Source organism: Spirochaetota bacterium (genome assembly GCA_038043445.1).
Lineage (GTDB): Bacteria > Spirochaetota > Brachyspiria > Brachyspirales > JACRPF01 > JBBTBY01.
In genome coordinates this window covers 1-20855 of the sequence record JBBTBY010000134.1, presented here as the reverse complement: position 1 = coordinate 20855, position 20855 = coordinate 1, and the positions used below count along the sequence as shown (strand labels likewise).

Annotated in this window: 22 protein-coding genes; 8 read left to right on the top strand and 14 right to left on the bottom strand. The window is 55.6% G+C overall.

Translation table 11 applies throughout. The features are described from left to right. Positions 1-47 precede the first annotated feature (47 nt). The 5 genes from AABZ39_17985 to AABZ39_17965 all read left to right on the top strand — a co-directional run bounded on the left by AABZ39_17985 (position 48) and on the right by AABZ39_17965 (position 6673). Positions 48-689, top strand: coding sequence for a hypothetical protein (locus AABZ39_17985; protein ID MEK6796672.1), 642 nt, complete (start codon positions 48-50; stop codon positions 687-689). Positions 690-950: 261 nt separating this feature from the next. Next, positions 951-2186, top strand: a complete 1236-nt coding sequence (locus AABZ39_17980; protein ID MEK6796671.1) for an AAA family ATPase — start codon at positions 951-953, stop codon at positions 2184-2186. A 245-nt stretch (positions 2187-2431) separates the two neighbouring features. Further along, on the top strand, positions 2432-5605 hold the full coding sequence (locus AABZ39_17975) for an ABC transporter permease (protein ID MEK6796670.1): 3174 nt from the start codon (positions 2432-2434) through the stop codon (positions 5603-5605). A gap of 310 nt (positions 5606-5915) precedes the next feature. After that, complete coding sequence (locus AABZ39_17970; protein MEK6796669.1) at positions 5916-6275, top strand: YtxH domain-containing protein; 360 nt, start codon at positions 5916-5918, stop codon at positions 6273-6275. Then, positions 6272-6673 carry a hypothetical protein gene (locus tag AABZ39_17965; GenBank protein ID MEK6796668.1) on the top strand — a complete coding sequence of 134 codons (402 nt, stop codon included), beginning with the start codon at positions 6272-6274 and terminating at the stop codon, positions 6671-6673. Before AABZ39_17970 ends, AABZ39_17965 begins: the two co-directional genes overlap by 4 nt. A 9-nt stretch (positions 6674-6682) precedes the next feature. Here AABZ39_17965 and AABZ39_17960 read toward each other — a convergent pair whose 3' ends face one another. The 11 genes from AABZ39_17960 to AABZ39_17910 all read right to left on the bottom strand — a co-directional run bounded on the left by AABZ39_17960 (position 6683) and on the right by AABZ39_17910 (position 15977). Further along, the gene (locus AABZ39_17960; protein ID MEK6796667.1) at positions 6683-7234 is read right to left on the bottom strand and encodes a LiaF domain-containing protein; all 552 of its coding nucleotides are present in this window, start codon (positions 7232-7234) and stop codon (positions 6683-6685) included. A 95-nt stretch (positions 7235-7329) separates the two neighbouring features. Further along, positions 7330-8673: a hemolysin family protein gene (locus tag AABZ39_17955; GenBank protein ID MEK6796666.1), complete on the bottom strand. Its 1344-nt coding sequence runs from the start codon at positions 8671-8673 to the stop codon at positions 7330-7332. Between the two features lie 3 nt (positions 8674-8676). Then, complete coding sequence (gene mraY / locus AABZ39_17950) at positions 8677-9825, bottom strand: phospho-N-acetylmuramoyl-pentapeptide-transferase (protein ID MEK6796665.1); 1149 nt, start codon at positions 9823-9825, stop codon at positions 8677-8679. Next, on the bottom strand, positions 9825-10124 hold the full coding sequence (locus tag AABZ39_17945) for a cell division protein ZapA (GenBank protein ID MEK6796664.1): 300 nt from the start codon (positions 10122-10124) through the stop codon (positions 9825-9827). The genes mraY and AABZ39_17945 overlap by 1 nt, the downstream gene beginning before the upstream one ends. An 18-nt stretch (positions 10125-10142) precedes the next feature. Then, entirely contained in the window at positions 10143-10874 is a 732-nt protein-coding gene (locus tag AABZ39_17940; protein MEK6796663.1) for a hypothetical protein, read from the bottom strand. Positions 10875-11013: 139 nt separating this feature from the next. Beyond that, positions 11014-12546 carry a tagaturonate epimerase family protein gene (locus AABZ39_17935; GenBank protein MEK6796662.1) on the bottom strand — a complete coding sequence of 511 codons (1533 nt, stop codon included), beginning with the start codon at positions 12544-12546 and terminating at the stop codon, positions 11014-11016. Positions 12547-12570: 24 nt separating this feature from the next. Next, positions 12571-13338: a metallophosphoesterase gene (locus AABZ39_17930; GenBank protein MEK6796661.1), complete on the bottom strand. Its 768-nt coding sequence runs from the start codon at positions 13336-13338 to the stop codon at positions 12571-12573. A 5-nt stretch (positions 13339-13343) separates the two neighbouring features. Then, entirely contained in the window at positions 13344-13838 is a 495-nt protein-coding gene (gene leuD, locus AABZ39_17925) for a 3-isopropylmalate dehydratase small subunit (protein MEK6796660.1), read from the bottom strand. A gap of 13 nt (positions 13839-13851) precedes the next feature. Beyond that, positions 13852-14778 (bottom strand): hypothetical protein, encoded by a 927-nt coding sequence (locus AABZ39_17920; GenBank protein ID MEK6796659.1) that lies wholly within the window; start codon positions 14776-14778, stop codon positions 13852-13854. A 10-nt stretch (positions 14779-14788) separates the two neighbouring features. Further along, a complete protein-coding gene (locus AABZ39_17915; protein ID MEK6796658.1) occupies positions 14789-15157 on the bottom strand; it encodes a hypothetical protein in 369 nt (122 codons plus the stop codon). A 10-nt stretch (positions 15158-15167) separates the two neighbouring features. Then, complete coding sequence (locus AABZ39_17910) at positions 15168-15977, bottom strand: PTS sugar transporter subunit IIA (protein MEK6796657.1); 810 nt, start codon at positions 15975-15977, stop codon at positions 15168-15170. Between the two features lie 218 nt (positions 15978-16195). On the opposite strand from AABZ39_17910, the gene fabG reads away from it, so the two are divergent. The 3 genes from fabG (at position 16196) to fabF (ending at position 18598) form a co-directional block, all read left to right on the top strand. Beyond that, positions 16196-16945 carry a 3-oxoacyl-[acyl-carrier-protein] reductase gene (fabG, locus tag AABZ39_17905; protein MEK6796656.1) on the top strand — a complete coding sequence of 250 codons (750 nt, stop codon included), beginning with the start codon at positions 16196-16198 and terminating at the stop codon, positions 16943-16945. A 41-nt stretch (positions 16946-16986) separates the two neighbouring features. Next, the gene (locus AABZ39_17900; protein ID MEK6796655.1) at positions 16987-17220 is read left to right on the top strand and encodes an acyl carrier protein; all 234 of its coding nucleotides are present in this window, start codon (positions 16987-16989) and stop codon (positions 17218-17220) included. Between the two features lie 124 nt (positions 17221-17344). Continuing rightward, entirely contained in the window at positions 17345-18598 is a 1254-nt protein-coding gene (gene fabF / locus AABZ39_17895) for a beta-ketoacyl-ACP synthase II (GenBank protein ID MEK6796654.1), read from the top strand. A gap of 58 nt (positions 18599-18656) precedes the next feature. On the opposite strand, the gene AABZ39_17890 is transcribed toward fabF, so the two are convergent. The 3 genes from AABZ39_17890 to AABZ39_17880 all read right to left on the bottom strand — a co-directional run. Continuing rightward, entirely contained in the window at positions 18657-19556 is a 900-nt protein-coding gene (locus AABZ39_17890) for a helix-turn-helix transcriptional regulator (GenBank protein ID MEK6796653.1), read from the bottom strand. A 4-nt stretch (positions 19557-19560) separates the two neighbouring features. Beyond that, positions 19561-20382: a glycosyltransferase family 2 protein gene (locus AABZ39_17885; protein MEK6796652.1), complete on the bottom strand. Its 822-nt coding sequence runs from the start codon at positions 20380-20382 to the stop codon at positions 19561-19563. A 72-nt stretch (positions 20383-20454) separates the two neighbouring features. Further along, the coding region (locus tag AABZ39_17880; GenBank protein ID MEK6796651.1) for an ion channel at positions 20455-20855 on the bottom strand (401 nt) is incomplete at its 5' end.

Genomic DNA, 20855 nt, shown 5'->3' with positions numbered 1-20855 from the left:
TGACGGTGCTGCGATCAATGTATCGTATCGGTTCTAAGGAGTTGACCATGAAAAAGATAATACTGTCTTTGACCGCATGTGTTGCGCTTATAGTTACGGGCTGTATCGATATGAAGGATGATTCGCTGAGAACAAATCCGAATGACCCTTTGAGTACTACATCCTTTATAGATAACTTCACCCGTGCCGATGGCCCTGCAGGAAATAATTGGGCAGGAGATACCGGTGTTTTTGTCATCGGAGCGAACAAACTGGCGCTTATCCCGAATGGCGGTGGCCTTAAGGTTATGCATCACCTCGTTCCTTCGCAGGCGTATAAATATTTGAAGTTTCAGGTCGGTCTTACAAATACTCCAGCACCGAATAATGTAATGGTGAAACTTGGAACTGCTGCCAATCCTGACATGCTTACTTTTAAATATGACCAAGGATATATACTGAATGCAGGTTTTGGTCCTAATCCGGGCACTTATATTCATACTGGATTTGTAGGCGCTGTTCTTACAGTAGAGGTAGTCAATATAGATGTAAAAGCAGGTTCAGCCACAGTGAAAGTTGACGGCATTACTAAAGCTAATATCGCTTTCACTGCAGGAACCTTATTTGATAAGATCACTCTCGTAAATGAGAATTTCGGATCGGGTACTTATGTGATCGATAGTATTTCAATACTGCCGAACATGCCCTAGAGAATACAACGACGGACAGAAAGAGCGGGAGGTTGTTCCCGCTCTTTTTTTTTGCACTGAAAAAACTCACCCGTAGCACGAGTCGCCCTCTTGGCTCGCGCCAAGGGCTGAGGTATTATCCATCTTCTATATCTATCCCGCTGCTTTTTCTCAGCATCTGCAGGCTGCCTTTTTTCTGGGAAAGACGCATATATTCGATAGTATTGCATTACTATCGAATATATTATATATTAGTAACGCATTCCTATCGCCGGAGAAGGTATGATCGAACCGTTGCTGCCCCTGAGCCGTGATCTGCTGAGGATACACAACCGCCCCTACCGGCGGGCATTGTTCCATGAGAAACCGTTCACATCCAGGTTCTCCATACTTCTTGGACAGCGCGGGGTCGGCAAGACCACGCTTATCGCCCAATACCTCATGTCGAAATATAAGGACAAAAACAGCGATAAAATACTTTTCGTCCAGGCGGACCACTTTTTGGTCGGGGGAATGTCGCTCTATGAGATAGCCGAAGAGTTCCGTAATCTCGGCGGAGAAACCGTCTGTTTTGACGAAATACATAAGTATCCGGAATGGTCGCGGGAGCTTAAAAGCATATACGATACATTTCCAACGCTTACTGTTATCGCGTCCGGAAGTTCCTCCCTCGAGATCGGCCGCGGCAGTCATGACCTGTCGCGGCGTGCGGTCGTAACCCATATGCAGGGAATGTCTTTTCGAGAGTATAGTGAATTATCTCTCGGCTGCACGCTGCCGACCGTACCGCTCGAGAGTATCATTACCGGACACGCCAAAGCGGTCGATACCATACTGGAAACGATCCGAGCGAAGCACAAGACCATTCTGGCGCTTTTCCGGAACTATCGGGAACAAGGCTATTACCCGTATTTTAACGAGATCAACGATACAAAACTGTTCCACATCACGCTTGAGCAGCAAATGCATACGACTTTGGAGAACGATCTTGTTGCAGTTCAGCCGTCGATCACCGGTGCAAGCGTGAAAAGGATAAAAAAGCTGCTGTCTATCATTGCACGATCGGTCCCTTTCACACCCGATCTGAAGGCATTGAAACAGCTCTTGGATATCGGGGATGAGCGCACCCTGAAGATGTATCTCAAGTATCTGGAAGATGCCGGATTGATCAGAACATTTTCAGGTGCAGGCAAAGGTCTGCGTGCGCTGGAACGTCCTGAAAAGATATACCTCAACAATACGAATCAGGCATATGCTATCGGCGGCGAGCATGCCGTGAACAAGGGGAATATCCGTGAAACGTTTTTTGCGAGCGCGATCTCGCCGCAGCACGCCCTTACACTTCCAAAGACGGGGGATTTTCTCGTGGATGGACGATACCTGTTCGAGATAGGCGGGAAAAACAAAGGGTTCGAACAGATCAGGAACACCAAGGATGCATTCCTCGCATTGGATGACATCGAATCGGGCGCAGGCAGTAAGATCATCCCGCTCTGGCTTTTCGGTTTCCTGTACTGAACGGCATAGCCGTGGGTGAGTGCCCCCGCGGCTTTACTCATGACCCAGCATATGGCATACCGCCCTCATGGATTCGAGAAAACCGTATTTTCACTTGACAAGACCAGGTAAAACAGGCGTGCGACCGGACGGCCCCGTGATATTGACGATCTGGAAAAATTGCCGTAAGCATTCATTGACATTGCATCCCGTAAGCATACAATTCCGTCAACACTCGTAATTAATGTAAGCACCAGGGAACAGGAATGCGCCTTGCCACGATAGCACTCCGCGCGATAATCCATTCGCGCCTCTCATCCGCGGCCGTCATCGTCTCGGCCGCCGTCACCGCCATGCTCATTACCGGCGCGCTCGTGGTCGGGGAAAGCGTGAGCGGAACACTTCGCGCGATGAGCGAACAGCGCCTGGGCAACGCAACACATGCCATAGTTTCGCCCGATCATTTCATGACAGGGGACATCGCACGCAGCAATAATGGTGCGGCCATTCTCTCCCGCGCAGGGAGTGCATCAAGCAGCGGCGGAGAGACCACATCACGCGTTCGCATCTACGGCATCGACGATGCCTTTTTCCGATTCGTGCGGAAAACGCTCGACGCTCCCGCTCGTGATTCGGTATATATCAATAGAACGCTCGCAGAGCACCTTGCCGTGAAGTCGGGTGACGAGATAGTCGTTCGCATTGAAAGACCGGCAGCGCTCGCGTCGGATGTGACGTTCGGTGCTACCGATGAACCGGTGGAGCGGCGGCGGGTCACGATAGCACGCATACTCTCCGCCGATGAATTCGGATCGTTCTCGCTCACCGCAGACGCCCCCCCGAAGGGTGCCGTATTCTTCAGCCGCACCGAATTGGCGGAGCGTATCGGAAGGAACGATGCGGCCGATATCATATTGCTTCACACAACAAGGAACGCACTTGAGACGGCCCTGCAGACGGCTTCCCCTCTGGACAAAGGGCTCATAGTCGCAACGAACAAGCGCGGCTCTATCGAAGTATCGACCCCGCGCATATTTCTCCCGCCTCTCATCGGCAATGCGCTCCTGGCTGCGGGCGGACGCCCGGTGTTCGGCTACTTCGTCAATGCCATACGCGGGCACATGACAACACCCTACTCGTTCGCCGCGTACTCGCCGGATATAACGGTCACGCGGGACAATGGCGTCGTCATCAATGAATGGCTCGCACGCGACACGGGTGCCGCCGTCGGCGAAAAAGTCACCGTGACCTATTACGCCCTTGCCGAGCGAAAGCTCGTGGAACGCACCAATGCATTCATCGTCGAGCGCATCGTGCCGATATCCGGAGCGGCGGATGACCCATCGCTCATGCCTCGGATACCGGGGCTCGCGGATTCGACATCGTGCCGGACATGGACGCCGGGCATGCCCGTTGACCTCTCACGCGTACGCGACCGCGACGAGGACTACTGGCGGGAACATCGCGGAACGCCGAAGCTTTTCGTTACGCTCGCAAAGGCAGAGGAGATGTGGGCCAATGATTTCGGATCGCTTACGGCGGTACGATTCCCCCGCGAGAGAGCATCGCTCGTGTTCGAAACGATAGCACGCATACCCGCGGCGGATGCGGGCATCATCACGCGCGATCTTGCCGCGGAACGCGCCGACGCACGCGCATCGACGGACTTCGGATCGCTCTTTCTCGGCTTAAGCGCATTCGTCATCGCATCGGCATTACTCCTCACCGGACTCTTTTTCTCGCTTCTCCTTTCGCGACGGAAGGAAGAATTAACGACACTTGCCGCCGTCGGCTTCCCCCCGAAGCGCATCTATCAGCGCATGATGCTGGAAGCGCTCCTTCTCGCCGTGCTCGGCGCCATCCCCGGCTCCTTCATCGCCATTGCCTACGATGCCGTGCTCATCGCGCTCCTCAATGCCGGCTTTTCCGATGCGGCCGGCGGGACGATGATATCGCTTGCCGTACCGCCCGTGACGATAGCCCTCGGCGCTGTCATCTCCATACTTGCGTCGCTCATACCCGTGACGATGATACTCTTTCGCAGCACGCGTGCATCATCCGCGCTTTCGATGCGCAAAGCACAGAGCGGATTTCTCCTTAAGACCGTATCCATCGCAACAGCGGCTCTGGCACTGCTGCTTGCGATACTGAACGCCGTCACCACCTCGCGATACGCCGTCATGTTCTTCTTCTCGGCGGGGGCATTGCTCCTTACCGCAGCGCTCACCTCGATCGCGCTCCTGCTTCGCCGTATTGCAGGGCACGGCGCCATGCGAAGCCGCCTCATGTTCGTTGCCCGGTCGCTTACGCGCAACAGGACGATGAGCCTCACGAGCATCACCGCCATCGCCATCGGCGTCTTCCTTGTCGTCGCCGTTTCGGCAAGCCGCATGGATGAGCATGATCCCGAGAGCAGGCAAAGCGGCACCGGCGGTTTCGGCCTCTTCATCGAGACAGCGGCCGCATCCGGGGACGATCTCAATGCACCGTCGGTACGCGCAAAGCTCGCCCTCGATGATCCATCCATGAGCAATGTGCGCTTCGTGGCGCTCTCGGTCACCGCAGGGGATGATGCAAGCTGCCGGAACATCAATCGCGTAAAACGCCCGCGTCTTATCGGAGTTATCCCGGATGAATTCGCAGAGCGCAATGCTTTCCGATTCATCCGTATCGTCAGCGGACGCACGAACGGCATGCATCCCTGGCATACGCTCGCTTACGCGGAAGCCGATGTGATACCCGGCATAGCCGATGAAACGACGCTTACCTGGGGTATACAGAAAAAGCTCGGCGATGAGATACCCTACATCGATGATCGCGGGAGAAGCGTGCGCGTACGGATAGTCGGTGTCATTGCGAACTCGATACTCCAGGGCAATATCATCGTTGATGCTCGCCCCCTTGCACGCCATTTTCCTTCCGCCTCACGGCGCATGTTCCTCGTCGACGCTCCTGTCGGCACACGCGCCGAGACCGCCCGCGTCATTGCGAATTCCCTCCGCGACCTCGGCGCTGATGTCATGCCGGCCATCGATCGCCTCAGATATTTTGCCGCCGTCGAACATGCGTATCTCTCGCTCTTCCTCGCGCTCGGCGGTTTCGGTCTCGTGCTCGGCACGGCAGCCTTTGCGGCACTCATAGCGCGTGCGCTTGCCGAACGCCGCGGCGAGCTCGCTGTCATGCGTGCCAATGGATGCCCGCCGCGCACCATCATATCGCTCCTCATCGCCGAATATTCATTTTTGCTCGTTCTCGGACTTGCCGCGGGGTCCATCCCCGCCGTCATCGCCGTGCTGCCGTCCCTCGCATCGAAGGAAATACCTGTCATTCCCATCATCGCATTCATCTTCATTACTGCGCTCACGGGGATGTGCTCCATAGCTCTAGCGGCATCACGCTTCATGAAGGACGATGTGCTTGCGGGACTCAGGGACGAATAGCCGTGACCCTGTGCACCTGCTCGATATATCACGTAAGAAAACAAAACCACTGAGGGCACAGAGAATGAAGAGGAGAACAAAAAAAAACAATTCAGAGCAGGTTTCACCTTATGATTGAAATTGTTCATTTTCATCGTTCTTCCTCCGGTATTTTCTCCGTGACCTCAGTGGTTTCTCTTTTCCCTTATGTGAGGATTTGGGACCTGTGCAATGCCAGCGCTACGCCTGTGCAATGGTTGACAAATCCGCGCTATTGGATAGTATTTCATCAGTAATCATCGAACGGCGCTGAGCGCCGAGGGAGCACGGTATGAGCGAACATTCGGATCATGGATTTTTCTCATTTGTCGCAGGGGTCGTCGTCGGCGCGACGCTTGCCATCCTTTTCGCACCGAAGTCCGGGCGTGAGACGCGCGAGGAATTGCGCCGACGCGCGGAAGAGCTCTATGACCGCGGCCGTGAAGGCGCTGAGCACCTGTACGCCGAAGGCAAGGAGAAGGCGCATGAGCTCTATGAACGCGGTAAAGAGAAGGTATCGCATATGTATCAGGAAGGGAAGGAAGCCGTGCAGCACAAGGCGCATGAATTCTACGAGAAGGGGAAACATGCCGTCGAGGAAAAATTCGCCCGCAAGAACAAGACCGATGATGCCGAAGGTGCCGGTGCATGACGAACGGCATCACCAACGAGATACCCGCCTATATCACGCAGCTCACCGTCATAGCCGTTTCCAGCGCGGCGATGGCATCGCTTCTGGTGCTGTTCCTCCTGGTGCTCATCATCGTCGTGCTCACGGCATTTTTCAGCACGCGAAAGAAGATACAGTCGATCCTTGCGTCCGCTGAATCCGTCGCAAAGAATGCCGCCGCGGTCTCTGCAATGGTGCGCGAAGAGGCAGCCGGACTGAAAACGAGCATCGACGCGGTGCGCGGAACGGTAGAGAACGTTGCCGGCACCGCACGCGCAGCAAGCGCCGTCTTTCGCTCATCCGCAGAACACGCCGCAGAAAAAACGAAACACGCGAAGGAAGGGATACTTGCCGCGATAGGGCGTTTGTTCAGAAAATAGCGTTCTTCGTTATTCAATGCGCAGATTGCCGAACGTGCAATCCGCGATGATATCAAGCCTGGCCGACGATCCCTTGTAGCTCGGTGATTCGTACACGAACTTACCGTCTATCCCGGACGATTGTTTATCCACCGCTACGATATTCCCGAAGGTGACCGAACCGGTTATCCTGACCGGCATATCCTTGGCAAGCTTAACTTCCATGTTACCGAACGTTGCAGAAAACCTTATCGTGGCGCCCGCTTTCGCAACTTTCGACCCTTTCATATCGACGATGTACTGGCCGAAGGCGACCTCATACGAACCGTTCTTTATCTCCCTGCCGTCGAACGAAAGCCGCTCGTCGCGGAACGATATCGAGGACCGCTCACCGCCGGCAGCGATGCGCGCAGACTCGGGCGAGCGTACGAGCAGACATATGCCGAGCCAGATGAGGAATAGCGCGAAGAGGATGCTGAACACCGGTATGCGGAACGACACATAGTTCTTCACGATGAAGAGTATACCGGCGAGGATAAGAAGGCCTCCGAAGAAGAGCGAGGGGGGGATCAATTTACACATGATTACACTCCGAACGTCAATGATGCTGGGATGATATAACGGAACGGGGGAACTTTCAAGGGTGTGGGCTTCGCGTGGGAGCGGCCGCCACGCCGTTACTTCTTCGATCCCGTACGCGCTGCCGCATACGACGGCATTTTCGGTCTTATTTCCCTCGCCGGCCCCGCGCGTTCTATGATCGCTTCATTGACCTGCGATCGGCTCATCTTGCGCACAAAGAAGGTAAGCCCGTTATACATGAGGCATTGCTCCACCTTCGGCGTGCCCTTCGCTATCTCGGCGATCCATGATGCAAGCGTCTTCTGTTCATCGGGCAGCTCCCTGAATACTTTCTTGAGCGCGGCAAGCTGCACACCGCCCCCGGCGAGCCAGCGTGTGGGCGTTATCGTATAGAAGAATTCGGGGAGCATATCGTATTCATCCTGAATGTCACCGACAATGGATTCGAGTATGTTCTCAAGCGATATCATCCCGAGGGGAGCGCCATCGGGCGAACGCACGAGGGCGATGTGCTGATGCGCCTTGATAAGACGCTTAAGGACATCGCTTAACCGCTCCGCGGGTCCCACGGACACTGCGGGGCGGCATATGCTTTTCAGCGACGGCGAGGACGGGTTGATACGGAGCGCATTGACGATGTCCTTGAAATTCACATAGCCGATTATCGTCTGCGGGTCGTTCTCATGGATGAGCGGATAACGCGTGTGGTGATGGACATGCGCCTCGATGAGCGCTCTCTGCAGTGTCATCACCGTGGAAAGCACTTTCATATCCTCACGCCTGACCATTATCGACTGGACGGTAAGGTCCTTCAAGCGCATGGCATTGGCGATGATGGACGCCTGCTCCCTGGACAGTTTGTTCTTGACCGCTGCCATCTTCGCGATGCCCAGTATCTCGTTTATCGGGTCCTCGCTCTCATCGATGCCGGACATCGATATCCCTATGATGCGAAGGACAAATCGCGTCGAGACGGAAAGGAATGCGGTCGCCGGATACGTGATAACGGAGAACACCGCGAGCAACGGGAGAAGACGCATGATGGTCTTCTCGGGGTTACGTATCGCTATCGTCTTCGGCACGAGCTCACCGAACAATATCGAGAAATAGGTGACGAGAGACACGACGAGTACGAGTGAGAGCTGCGCCGACCAGGCACCCACGATGGGCAGCTCAGCGAACACGGGGGTGATCGACCCGGCGAGTGTCAGTCCGCTCACCGTTCCCGCAATGATGCCGATGAGCGTGATGCCCACCTGTATCGACGAAAGGAATTTATCCGGTTCGTTCATCATCGCAAGCACGCGGGGAGCACGCTTGTCGCCCTGCGACGCGAACGTTTCGAGCACTTCACGGCGTGCGGATACGAACGCGAACTCAGCGAGCGCGAACGCGCCGTTGGCCGCGATAAGAACAGCGATGCCGATGATCTCTATCATGCACTAGCGTATCTTGAGCGTGGCGATGCCGATGAGCACGAGGAGCGCGCCGATTATCCAGAACCGGAGCACCACCTTCGACTCATGCCAGCCGGACAGCTCGAAGTGATGATGCAAGGGGGCCATACGAAAGACCCGCTTCTTCCGCAGTTTGAACGAAACGACCTGTATCACGACCGAGACGAGTTCCGCGACATACACCCCGCCGACGATAACAAGGAGGAATTCCTGCTTGAGGAATATCGCTATCACCCCGAGCACGCCCCCGAGCGAGAGCGATCCGACATCGCCCATGAACATCTCGGCCGGGTGCGCATTGAACCAGAGGAAGCCGAGCCCCGCCCCCACGAGCGACGCGGTGAAGACCGTTATCTCCGCGGCATCGCGTATATGCGGAACAAGGAGATACCCGGACGCGGTCATATGTCCCGCGACATAGGCGAACACCGAATAGGCTATGGCCATGAATATCATAAGACCGATGGCGAGCCCGTCCAGGCCATCGGTGAGATTGACCGCATTGCTCGTGCTCATGACGATGAGCATGGAGAACGGTATGTAGAGCCAGCGTATGTCGAAATGCCACTCGGACACGAACGGGATGAAGAGCGTCGTCGACGGGATGCCCGTCACCTGCGCTACCTCGAGCGTCTTCGATATCTCGTTGAATTTCATCGACACGAGCGCGGTCGTACTGTCGAAAAAGAAAAGGAAGAGACCGATGCCGAGACCGATGGCCGCCTGCGCCGCGAGCTTATACCAGCCGTTAATCCCCTTGCTGTTCTTCAAGCGTATCTTGAGATAATCATCGAGAAATCCCACCAGGGCGAGAATGACCATGACTACCATGAGAAATACTATCTTGATATTATCGAGCCTGCCCCAGAGCACGGTAGCGGTGATGACCGCAAACACGATAAGTACGCCGCCCATGGTCGGCGTGCCCTTCTTCCCCTGATGCGACGCGGGCCCGTCCGAGCGTATCACCTGCCCGAAGGAAAAGCGCTGCAATGCGCGTATGAGGAACGGCCCCACAACGAAGGAGATGATGAGCGCGGTAAGCGCGGCGAGCGCCGAGCGGAAGGTGATATAGCGGAAAATATTGAACGCGAATATCTCTGATTTCAGCGGATAGAGGAGCCAGTAGAGCATCAGCTATCCTCGTCCTTGACCTCTTCGATAAGCTCGATGAGCTTACGGGTGCGGTTACGGAGCTTGGAGAACGATTCTTCCCGTTTCATCTGTTCCTGCTTGAGCTCATCAGCGATATTGAGCGCCGTCAGTATGGCGATGTTCGTCGTATCAGAAAGGTTCCCCTTGCGTGCGATCTCGAACATATTGCGGTCGACGTATTTTGAGAGCGAGATGAGATAATCGCGATCGGCCTCATCGGTACAGCGTATGGAAAAGGTCGTATTGAATATCTCGACCTTGACGCTCGTTTCGGTCACAATGCCCTCCGCATACGGTCAGGCTTTCTGTTCATCGTGCCAGAACGATTCGCTCTCATCGTCTTCATTGCCGATGAGGTATTCATCGTCATCGTCCGCTACAGCGGCCACCGGCGCTGCTTTCTCCGCGGCATCGAGCTTCTCCCAGGAATCGTCCTTGGCCGCGGTGAACGGGTCTTCTTCATCGGTAAGCGATACGACCTCCGCGGGTTTCACCGTGGTCACCGGAGCAGTTTTTTCGACCGCTGCGACGGGCACCGATACATCACGCTTTTTCTCAGGTGAGGGAACCGGCGAATGCGCAGGTGAATGCGCAAGCGCTTGCGCTGGCGTATTCGCTTTCCGCTGCACGGGTTTTTCCGCTGCAACGACCGGTTCGCTCAGCTGTTCATCCTCGCTTATATCGGTACCGTCAATGGTCTCTATCTGCGTGTATTTCGGTTTTCCCTTCTCTTTGGCCGACGCCTCAATGCTGTCCTTGGCGACCTCTATCTTCCCCATGATATCGTCAAGGCGCTTCTTGATGATGTTGCGCTGCTTCTCCATGGTGTTGCGTTCTTCACGAAGCGACTTGTTCTCGGTCTCAAGCGCATCGATCTTCGCCTCAAGCGACCTGATCGTATGATCGTATTTCGTTTTGAGCGATGAGACCTCGGCGCCGCGGTCGGCATCGGCTTCTTTCGCCGCCTTCAGTTCATCGATAAGATGGACAATGCTTTTCTCAAGTACGTCAAATTCTGCCAGATCCATATACGAACTCCCGGTGAATGCCGCGCGCAAAGGCTATCATGCGACTGACAACCCGATTATAATGCGTGTTGCGGTTTTTGCAAGCCGTTGCCCCGAGCGCCGCCCACGTGCGTGAGTGCACAAGCATGCACACGTGCGCTCAGCGTTTGCGGACACCGAGGAGCGTGAGATGCTTCGTGAAATGCGCGGCGAGGAAACCGTAATGCGCCTCTTCGTAGAGCGCGAGCGCCGAGAAGAATTCATCGCGCACGGCCGGGTCGTTCAGAAGACCGCCGTACGTGATATGGATGAGCTGGCGGGATTCGTTCATGTCCAGATACGAACGAAGGTCCGTGTCGCTTTTCCCGGCGATGTCGGGTATCTTCCTGAAATCGGCGGTGATGTGATAGAGCTTCAACGCTTCCGGCGCGTATGCGAACGCCTTCGCGTGCAGGATGCGGTACAGCGAAGGGGCCTTCGCGGCGATAGTACGCACCGCCTCAAGCCAGCTCGTGCCCGCCGTTTTGAGATGCAGGCGTCCGCCCGTATATTTTCCCACCGAGGGATAGACGGCGAATTTGTCGCTCCCTGAATGGACGGATATCTTGTAATTGCCGTTGGCCTTCGCTATCGCAGAGTGCATGCGGAACTGCCGGTCGAATTCGGCGGCATCGCCGATATAGTCGATGGCTTTCTGGAATTCGCCGATGAAGCGCGGCGCGAGCGAATTGACGAGCACCTTCTGCCTTCGCAGTTCGCGTATGATGAAGAGATGATGCTCGGGAAGCGTGGGCGCCGTCGTCTCATCGATGCTTATCTCAAGATCGTACCTGTTCCCGCGCTTCGCTTTGATGTGATCGTTCACTTCCTTTGAGAACGATATCGCCTTGCCGTACATGAGCGCACAGCGTTTCGCCTCCGTCTCCGTGATGAATATCTTCTCGCCGGGAACGGCGAACATTCTCCCGGCATAGGTCTTCATGATACGCGCACGTTCCGCATCCGGGAGCTTGTCGAATTCATTGCCGATCCTGCTCGCATTCCAGGACACCGCATCCGGGTTCATCGTGTTCGTAAGATCGAGGGTTATCATCGGCATGCCGGCCGCAAGCGCGGTATCGATGTCCGCAAGCGTCTTTAAGTGATCGCCGTCCGCGCCGTAGCCGCGTTCATACCCCGACTGAAAGACGAGGAATGCCGCCGCGGCCGTAACATCGCGATACGTGCGTTTGGTGAGCGTAAGTTCGCGTATCGACTGCTGCGCAAGCACCGGGTACGCGTCGAAATTGCGTATCGCCGCAAGCTGACCGGGTGTCGCAAGACCTAAGCGGTCGCCGCAGCCGATGGTGGTCCGTTTCGTGCGGAGCGATATGGGCGCGGTGAACGGGAAGAGCTTTCGGAGCACGAGCGAGTTCTCAAAGGTCATCCGCACGGTCTGCAGGTGTATATCGTTCTCATGCGTCATGACGCCGGTGAACGCTGAAGTGAACGCTGTGTGTGATGCGAGGAAGAGGTCCTTCTGTGTCCCGACGCGGCCGATGCAATAGAGCACGGGACCCCTGCGATACATCGAATTCCTGTAGAGGCACGCATCCCCGAGCGTATAGGCACCGCCGTCCTTGTTCTTCCGGACCGTTCCTCCGCTCTGGAATAAAATTCTTTCCTTGGCCATAAGTGCGATAATGGGGTTCACGGCACAACTCCTCAGCGCTTTCGCTTAATGCAGTATCGATGCGATGGATATCTCTTCGACGGCGATACGATCGGCATATATCTTCACCATATTGAACGCGGTGCTCTCGCGCACATCCCCCAGGCTGAACGCAGTGGACGGCGCGATGATGCAGTCGGTGTCCGCATAGCGGTTCTTCCGCGGTATGTGCCGATGCCCGCAGAGATACGCGAGCACCTTGCGCTCCTTGATGATAGCAAGGAATTTCTCGCGCGAGGGGGAATCGACCGTCCAGTATTTCACTTCCGGTGAATGCTCTTTCGGATCACCGATGAAAAGCGGATAATGCGTGCACAGCACGAGCGGTGCACCCTTCGGCACGGCATCCAGTTCGTGCATGAGCCAGGTGTTCTGCTCACGCTCTTCGGGGTACCCACTCTCGAGAATGACGCTGTTGTAGCCGATGAAATGGACGCCGTTCTTCACCTTATGCCAGCGGTCCTCTCCCACCGTACGCCGATACGCCGAGAGCCTGTCATGCGTCACCCAGCCGGCGACGCTTTTCTTGTTCCCAAGGTCATGATTGCCGGGGACGGCCCACGTCTCCATCTCTATCACTTCGGTCTCTTTGCGATAGAAACGGAATTCCTCTTCCTTGATGTTCTCGATGAGGTCGCCGGTGATGAGAAAGATGTCGGGTTTTATCCTGTTGGCGTACCGCATCACCGCGCGAAAGTTCTCGGTGAACTCCGGACGCTTCGGTGAGATATGGATATCGCTCGCGTGCAGTATGGTAAGGAGTTCTTCCGGCACGTCGGCTACGCCTTCAAGCGCGCTTTCGCATAGTTCATAAGGCCGCCTGATGCGATGAGCTTCTGCATGAACGGCGGGAACGAGGTGACCTTGTATTCCCGGCCCTTCGTGACATTGCGTATCGTGCCGGCGTCGAAATCCACGGTGACCGTATCCCCCGAGGCGATATCGACGGATGCTTCCTTCGATTCGAGGATGGGAAGCCCGATATTGATCGCATTGCGGTAGAAGATGCGCGCGAACGATTCGGCGATGACACAGCTGATGCCGGCGGCCTTTATCGCTATCGGCGCGTGCTCACGCGACGAGCCGCAGCCGAAATTCTCCCGTGCGCAGATGATGTCGCCCGGTCTCGCCTTCTTCACGAAGGATGCATCGGCATCCTCCATGCAGTGCGCCGCAAGTTCGGCAGGATCGGACGAATTGAGATAGCGCGCCGGGATTATCTCGTCCGTATTCACGTGCGCGCCGAACGTGTGAGCAGTACCGTGTGCAGTCATAGCGTATTCCTTGTCAGAGCAGAAAGCTCAGTCCGAACGAATGATTCAATCCGATCGATGTATAGCTGTCCGTAAAGAGCGCATAATCGAGACGCACCTGCCAGATATAGATACCAAGCCCGATGGACGGCGATGTGCGGTTCATCCCCACGCGGACGTACACGCCGCGGGCGAGATACTCCTCGTTCGTCGCGGTCGTCTTCGCATCGAACGAATAGACGCGGTACTCGCCGCCGATGGCGAAATCGATATCGGTGGACGGGAGCGCATAGGTGAGGTTCAACCCGATGGCGAAGCGCCCCTCGGAGCGGAACCCGATACCGGCGGTTATCTTCGTGTCGAGCGAAAAGAACGCGTTGTTGTAATAGACGCCGAGATTCTTTACGGCAACGCCGAGGAGAAGCCCCTTGAGGAATATCGAACGGGCGATACCCACATCGAGCGCGGCGCCCCAATACGTTTCCCCGGCGTCTATCATCGTATAGTAGCCTTTCGCGACGATGCCGATATAGGTCTCATAGGCGCTGAACGCACCGCCGATGGAAGCGGTAAAATCGCCGTAATTGTACGGTGCGAGCGCAACGTCGGAATCATTATATCGCGGGACATCGAGCGTCATGTCGCCCTTTGCGCCGACGCCGATGGCCCATTCCATGTCGGAGTCGCGGAGAACGAACGCACCGAGACCGCGGTAATCCCCATTCGCCTCTATGGGACCCGGATCGACGGTGAACGTAAAGCACGTGCGCGAAATGTAGGGCATAAGTCCCGGGTTGGAGAATATCGCGCTCGCGTCGTCGGCAAGCGTTACCGATGCGCCGCCCATGCCGAGGTCGCGGACGGATGAGACACCATCGACCGAACGCTCACGGATCATGCTGCCGCCGACCGGGAATAATGCCGATGCGGTAATTACAAAAACGATAATGCGCAATCGCATATCCATCCCCCTACTTGACTACCACTTTCGTATATGCGGTGAGCGTATCACCATCCTGTGTGCGTATGTCCAATTTTGCGTGATACAGCCCCGGCGCAAGTATGGCGCCCTTGTCATCGACGCCGCGCCATTGGAACGTGAACGGGCTTGCGGTGATATTCGTCGCAATGGTATCGGTATAGAGCTGCTTCCCCTGCGGATTGAAGACCGTGACGATGACCTTGGAAAGCGACGGGCTTGAATAGCTGAACTTGAACGTCGTCGCCGTATCCGACGCCTTGAAGGGATTCGGATAATTGTGGAAGCCCGACATCGTGGAGCGCGGTGCCGCCGCAAGCGAGAACGCGATGAGCACTCCTGTTAAAATGCGTAAGCGCATATGCCCCCCTCTAGTGCGTGAAAAGTATCCGCCCGCAGTTGAAACATACGATGATGCGGTTCTGCCGGCGCACCTCATTGACCGTCATCTTCGGTATCGTGATATGACATGCCGAACAGGTTCCCTGCTCTATTTTCGAAAGCGCCCGTCCGCTGTATTTTTCCTTGATGCGGTTGTACTGATCGAGCATATCCTTGTCTATCTTCGTTTCCAGGGCTTCCTTGTATTTCTTGTATTCGTACAGTATCGTCTCGTTCTTTTCCTTCTGCGTCGATTCCCAGAGCTCATAGGCATAGAGCTGCGAATCGGCTCGCTGCAGTTCGATGAGGTATTTTATCTGGCCTTCGTTCTCGTACTTGCTTTCAAGCTCTTTCGCGGAGGCAAGCGTCTGCATGACGTCATCGGCGGTCCTGGCAGATGCGATCTTTTCCATGATATCGCGCTGGCTGATGAGGAATATCGTCTGCGAGAGCATGGCAACGTAATCGTCAGCATCGCCCTCATCGGCAACGAGCGTGAACACCGTTTTCACCGGTTTCCCGTCGAGCGACTGGAAGTCTATCTCATTGGCAAGAAGGGTGATGAATATCTCGGTCTTCCCGAACCCCTTGATGCGCCCGTGGGGTATGGCGATGGAATTGCCGATGCCAGTGCTTTCCTCTATCTCGCGGTCCGCAAGCGCGGTGGCTATCTTCTTCTCGTCGGAATCGGTGGCCGCGGCGATAAGCTTGGCAATAACAGCGATGGCCTCATCCTTCGTCGCAGCGGCGACACTTTCAAAAATATGCTTTTTCTTAACCTTGTCGATCACCTGAAGCATGCAGTCTCCTTTGATTCAAGCATAAACGGCCGAGGCGTCTCCGGCATTCGATCAATGCATGATTGGGTAAGGATTTTATGCTAGAAACGAAAAAATGCAAGGAGAACGGCACGGCCGTTCTCGGGCGGGATAGAGGGGGGTCGGGCGGGCTATTGACAAAATGCCCATTCCAGTATAAAACCGTCCGTCACACGATCAACCAACGAAGAAGGTAGCTTATGGACCTCGGAATAAAAGGCAAATCGGCAGTCGTGACCGGCAGCGCACGGGGCATCGGCCGCTCCATCGCCGAAAAGCTCGCCCATGAGGGCGCGAATATCGTCATCACTGACGTCAACGATGAAATGGCAAAGACGACAGCCGCGGAAATAGCCTCGAAATACGGTGTTAAAGCGGTAGCGTTCAAGCATGATGTATCGAATTCAGCCGATACCGAGAAAGTCGTCGATCAGGCGGTGGCGGCATTCGGCACTATCGACATGCTCGTCAATAATGCGGGTATTACCCGCGACACACTCATGATGCGCATGAAAGATGAGGATTGGGATCTGGTGATCAAGATCAACCTTACCGGCGTTTTCAACTGCACCAAGGCGGTCATACGCCATATGCTCAAGGCGAAAAGCGGTTCCATCGTGAACATCGCATCCGTCGTCGGCATGATGGGCAATGCCGGACAGGCGAATTACAGCGCCTCCAAGGGCGGCGTTATCGCCCTTACCAAGACCACAGCGAAAGAAGTGGCCTCGCGCGGCATTACCGTGAATGCCATTGCGCCGGGCTTCATCAATACCGATATGACGAAAAAGCTCCCGAAGGAAGTGACGGACAAGTTCATTGCCGTCATCCCCTTCGGACGATACGGTGAGCCGGAAGAAGTGGCCGATGCGGTGCTCTTCTACTGCTCATCGATGGCACGGTATATAACCGGGACCGTGCTCCCGGTAGACGGCGGCATGGTAATGTGACGATAGTCGCATTTCTATAAATAACACCCGGGAGGAAATCAATGGGTATTTTCGAAGACGTCAAAGAAGTCATCGTCAGCCAGCTTGGCGTCGATGAGGGCAAAGTATCGCAGCAGTCGTCGTTCGTCGACGACCTCGGTGCCGACTCTCTCGATACGGTGGAACTCGTGATGGAACTTGAGAAGAAGTTCGGCATCGAGATCCCTGACGAAGCGGCCGAGAAGATCAAGACCGTCGGCGACGCTGTCAAGTACATCGAAGAACACAAGAAGTAGGCTTTAGGCTTTACTGATCGAAATGTAAAAAGAGGATAGAGTGATGAACCCTATCCTCTTTTTTATGTGTGCGCCCGGTAGGGCGCATTTCATCAATGTTTAATCAGTGCGGGGAAGGTACTCTATGAGCGAACGAAAAGTTGTCATCACCGGCATGGGGCTTACCTGCCCCGTGGGCAATTCGGTGGACGAATCATGGAACAATCTCATCAACGGCGTGTCCGGTATCGATGAGATCAAAAGCAACTTCAATCCCAAGGAACAGGGATACCCCGTATACATCGCCGGCGAGCTTAAGAACTTCAGCGATGAAGGTCTCATGGCCGACAAGAAGATGATCCGCCGTCTTGATAAATTCATCAAGTACGCGCTCTTCGCCGCCCGCGATGCCATGAAGGATTCCGGCGTCACGGTCGAGGGCGACCCCACGCGCTACGGCGTCCTTATCGGCAGCGGCATCGGCGGGCTCTGGACGTTCAGCAAAGAGCATGAGAACCTTATCGCACGCGGACATCGCGCCGTCGGCCCCTTCCTTATCCCCATGCTCATCACCAATATGGTGCCGGGGCTCGTTTCCATCGAATACGGTTTTGAAGGACCGAACTTCTCGATATCAACGGCATGCGCCACGTCCAATCACTCCATCGGCGAGGCGATGCATATCATCAAACGCGGCGAAGCGGATGTCATGCTTACCGGCGGTTCCGAAGCGGCGATACTGCCGATCGGCCTGTCAGGCTTCTGTTCGCTCCGTGCGCTTTCCACCCGCAACGATGCGCCGACCAAGGCTTCACGCCCGTTCGACAAGGACCGCGACGGCTTCGTCATGGGCGAAGGCGCGGGAGTGCTCGTGCTCGAAGAGCTTGACCATGCGAAGAAACGCGGCGCGAAGATATACGCCGAAGTCGTCGGCTGCGGCATGACATCGGACGGACATCACATCACCGAACCGCGCGAGGACGGCATGGGCGCCGGCAAATCGATGATATTCGCTATGCAGCAGGCGAAGATAAACCCGGAAGACGTAGGCTATGTGAACGCGCACGGCACATCGACGCCCAAGGGCGATCCGGGAGAGACAAAGGCCATCAAAGGCGCGCTCAAGGACCATGCGAAGAAAGTGAAGATAAGCTCGACGAAATCGATGTCGGGACATCTCCTCGGCGCCGCCGGCGGACTTGAAGCCATCGTCTGCGTGAAGACGCTCCAGACAGGCATCATTCACCCGACGATCAACCTCGAGAACCCCGATCCTGAATGCGATCTCGATTATGTGCCCAACAAGGCGCAGGAAGTAAAGGGCATTAAATACGCGCTCTCCAATTCCTTCGGCTTCGGCGGGCATAATGCGACGCTTGCGCTGAAGAAGTTCGAGTAGGGGTTTCGCCTCCGGCGGCCGCGACGGGGAAGATGTGGCATTTTTTATGCGCTACGCGCTACCGCTGGCTCGCCTTCTCCTTTATCAACAGCATAAGCTCCACCCGATTCCTGATATAGCACTTGCGGTAGATATTATACACGTGACCGTCGATGGTCTTCTTGGCGATACTGAGCATACGCGCTATCTCGCGCGAGCTTTTCCCCTTCACGAGCGCGCGGATTATCTCCTGTTCGCGATCGGTCAATTTATAGAGCGCGATGAAATGCTTTGTCATTCCGCCGTCGGAGGGTATCGGCGCGTAGAAGAACGAGACCGTATACACGAGCATGCCGAGATTCCAGAGAAGGAGATATGCCCCGTAGAGATACGCCGCATATTCGCCGCGGGCGAGCACTTCCTCGACGACGGCGAACGGCAGCACGAATACGCTCACTGCGACGAAATAGAGCATCGGGCGTTTGGATGTATCGGCGGCGAGCGCACGCGCGTGGAAAAGCGCACCGACGAACCAGCCGCAGTAGAAGAGCCGCACAAGGACATCGATAATGCGCACGGTGATCCATTCCGTGCCGCGGATGAAACCGGCTATCGACGGCACCACGATGGCGAGGAAAAGCGCGATAGCGATGAGGAGGAATATCGTCGTGTAGCGCTTCTTCACATCCCTGCCGATGAGCGTGAGCACGAATTGCGGTGCGGCGAATATCGTGGCGCTGAGCGAGAATGCCATGAGTATGAGCTCGACATGCGAAGCAGCGGGCGGCGAGGGTATGAACTTTTTTACGAAGAAGGCGACGGCGAAGATGAGGAAAAACACGAGCGCCGAGGCAAGCAGGAGGAGATAGTATCGAAAATACGCGGTGGTATATCGCGGATAGAGAAGCAATGCGGATGCGAACGATGCGACGCTCACCAGAACGGTGACGATCGAGAACCAGAACCTGAACTGCTCCATGGCATCAACCCTTGAGCCGGATATCGAGCGAATCGACATAGCGGAAGAATTCAGCACGGAAATTCGCATCGTTCATGATGCGCTCTGAAAGCCCGCGGGCATGATACACCGGTATCCGTTCATCAATGGCGATCTTATATCCCTTGAGCATGAGCTTCCTGATATAGTATTTATCGTGGAGAAAATAGACCTGGTCAGGGAAATGGGAGAAACCGCCGGTCTCTTCATACAGGGCACGGTCGGTCATGGCGCACCAGCCGCCGACGGCGCCGAAGAGAAGCGAGAGGCCGTCCTTTTTCACGCGCTGATATGTCCACATCGGATATTTCGCCCCGTCGGTATACCGGTCGCCGATGACATCCGCGGCAAGCCATTTTACCGCGGGTATCCGCCGGTAATCATGAAGCAGCGCCGAAAGCCAGCCCTCGGGGAACCGTATCACATCATGATCGAGCGCCACGAAGTATTTCCCGTGCGCTTCCTTGAAGGCATGATGATATGCGTTCAGTCCCGTGTTCACCGGACTGTGCATGACACGCACCTTTCTATCCTTCCGGAAACGCGAGAGGAATTTCACGGCATCATCGCCGGCATTGTTGTTGTAGATGATGAACTCGACACGCTCATGCCCGGCATGACGGATGGCGTTCTCGATACAGCGCCGAGCGAGCGGGAGCACGCCGTGCGTGGGTATGACGACACTGACCATATCGCGCGATACGGAGGATGCGCGGACCTCGAAGCGTTTCGGGCTCACGCGATAATAGAAGAAATACTTGACGACGAACTTCAGCGCAACGATCAGCTGATCGAATATCGGCTTCATGATAGCTCCCCCGTCACCATACCGCACCAGTGCCGAGATCGCAACGATCGCAGCCGATCATCACAGCCCCTCCTACCATATTATCCGTCGAGCGACGACGACGAGAAGCAATGCCGAAAGGAGCATGCCGGAGAACCCCTCGAGCGCGGCGATAAAAGCAATGATCCCCGTGGGATTGAAATCCCCGAAACCGATGGTAGTGAAGCTCACCATGGAAAAATAGAGCGCCTTCGAAAAGATATAGATGAGCGGCGGATATCCCGATGCCATGGCCATCTCCCTGAGCGGTTTTTCCGTACCGTAGAGGAGCCCCCCGATGCCGAGTGAGGGAAATGCGCTCCCCGCCGTGTAGAATGCCGCGGCGGCCAACCAGATGCAGAATATGACCATGATGACGCGCCCATAGCTTGTGAAGTATCTGCTTACGACATCGAGCAGGAACCATTCTGCCGCACTGCGGAGCTTCGAGACAA

Coding starts and splice junctions, on each gene's coding strand:
- AABZ39_17965 (MEK6796668.1), top strand. CDS start 6,272: ATGACGAACGGCATCACCAACGAGATACCCGCCTATATCACGCAGCTC.
- AABZ39_17955 (MEK6796666.1), bottom strand. CDS start 8,673: ATGATAGAGATCATCGGCATCGCTGTTCTTATCGCGGCCAACGGCGCG.
- AABZ39_17920 (MEK6796659.1), bottom strand. CDS start 14,778: ATGCGATTGCGCATTATCGTTTTTGTAATTACCGCATCGGCATTATTC.
- AABZ39_17900 (MEK6796655.1), top strand. CDS start 16,987: ATGGGTATTTTCGAAGACGTCAAAGAAGTCATCGTCAGCCAGCTTGGC.
- AABZ39_17910 (MEK6796657.1), bottom strand. CDS start 15,977: ATGCTTCAGGTGATCGACAAGGTTAAGAAAAAGCATATTTTTGAAAGT.
- mraY (MEK6796665.1), bottom strand. CDS start 9,825: ATGCTCTACTGGCTCCTCTATCCGCTGAAATCAGAGATATTCGCGTTC.
- AABZ39_17915 (MEK6796658.1), bottom strand. CDS start 15,157: ATGCGCTTACGCATTTTAACAGGAGTGCTCATCGCGTTCTCGCTTGCG.
- AABZ39_17940 (MEK6796663.1), bottom strand. CDS start 10,874: ATGGATCTGGCAGAATTTGACGTACTTGAGAAAAGCATTGTCCATCTT.
- AABZ39_17885 (MEK6796652.1), bottom strand. CDS start 20,382: ATGAAGCCGATATTCGATCAGCTGATCGTTGCGCTGAAGTTCGTCGTC.
- fabG (MEK6796656.1), top strand. CDS start 16,196: ATGGACCTCGGAATAAAAGGCAAATCGGCAGTCGTGACCGGCAGCGCA.
- AABZ39_17970 (MEK6796669.1), top strand. CDS start 5,916: ATGAGCGAACATTCGGATCATGGATTTTTCTCATTTGTCGCAGGGGTC.
- fabF (MEK6796654.1), top strand. CDS start 17,345: ATGAGCGAACGAAAAGTTGTCATCACCGGCATGGGGCTTACCTGCCCC.
- AABZ39_17985 (MEK6796672.1), top strand. CDS start 48: ATGAAAAAGATAATACTGTCTTTGACCGCATGTGTTGCGCTTATAGTT.
- AABZ39_17960 (MEK6796667.1), bottom strand. CDS start 7,234: ATGTGTAAATTGATCCCCCCCTCGCTCTTCTTCGGAGGCCTTCTTATC.
- AABZ39_17890 (MEK6796653.1), bottom strand. CDS start 19,556: ATGGAGCAGTTCAGGTTCTGGTTCTCGATCGTCACCGTTCTGGTGAGC.
- leuD (MEK6796660.1), bottom strand. CDS start 13,838: ATGACTGCACACGGTACTGCTCACACGTTCGGCGCGCACGTGAATACG.
- AABZ39_17980 (MEK6796671.1), top strand. CDS start 951: ATGATCGAACCGTTGCTGCCCCTGAGCCGTGATCTGCTGAGGATACAC.
- AABZ39_17975 (MEK6796670.1), top strand. CDS start 2,432: ATGCGCCTTGCCACGATAGCACTCCGCGCGATAATCCATTCGCGCCTC.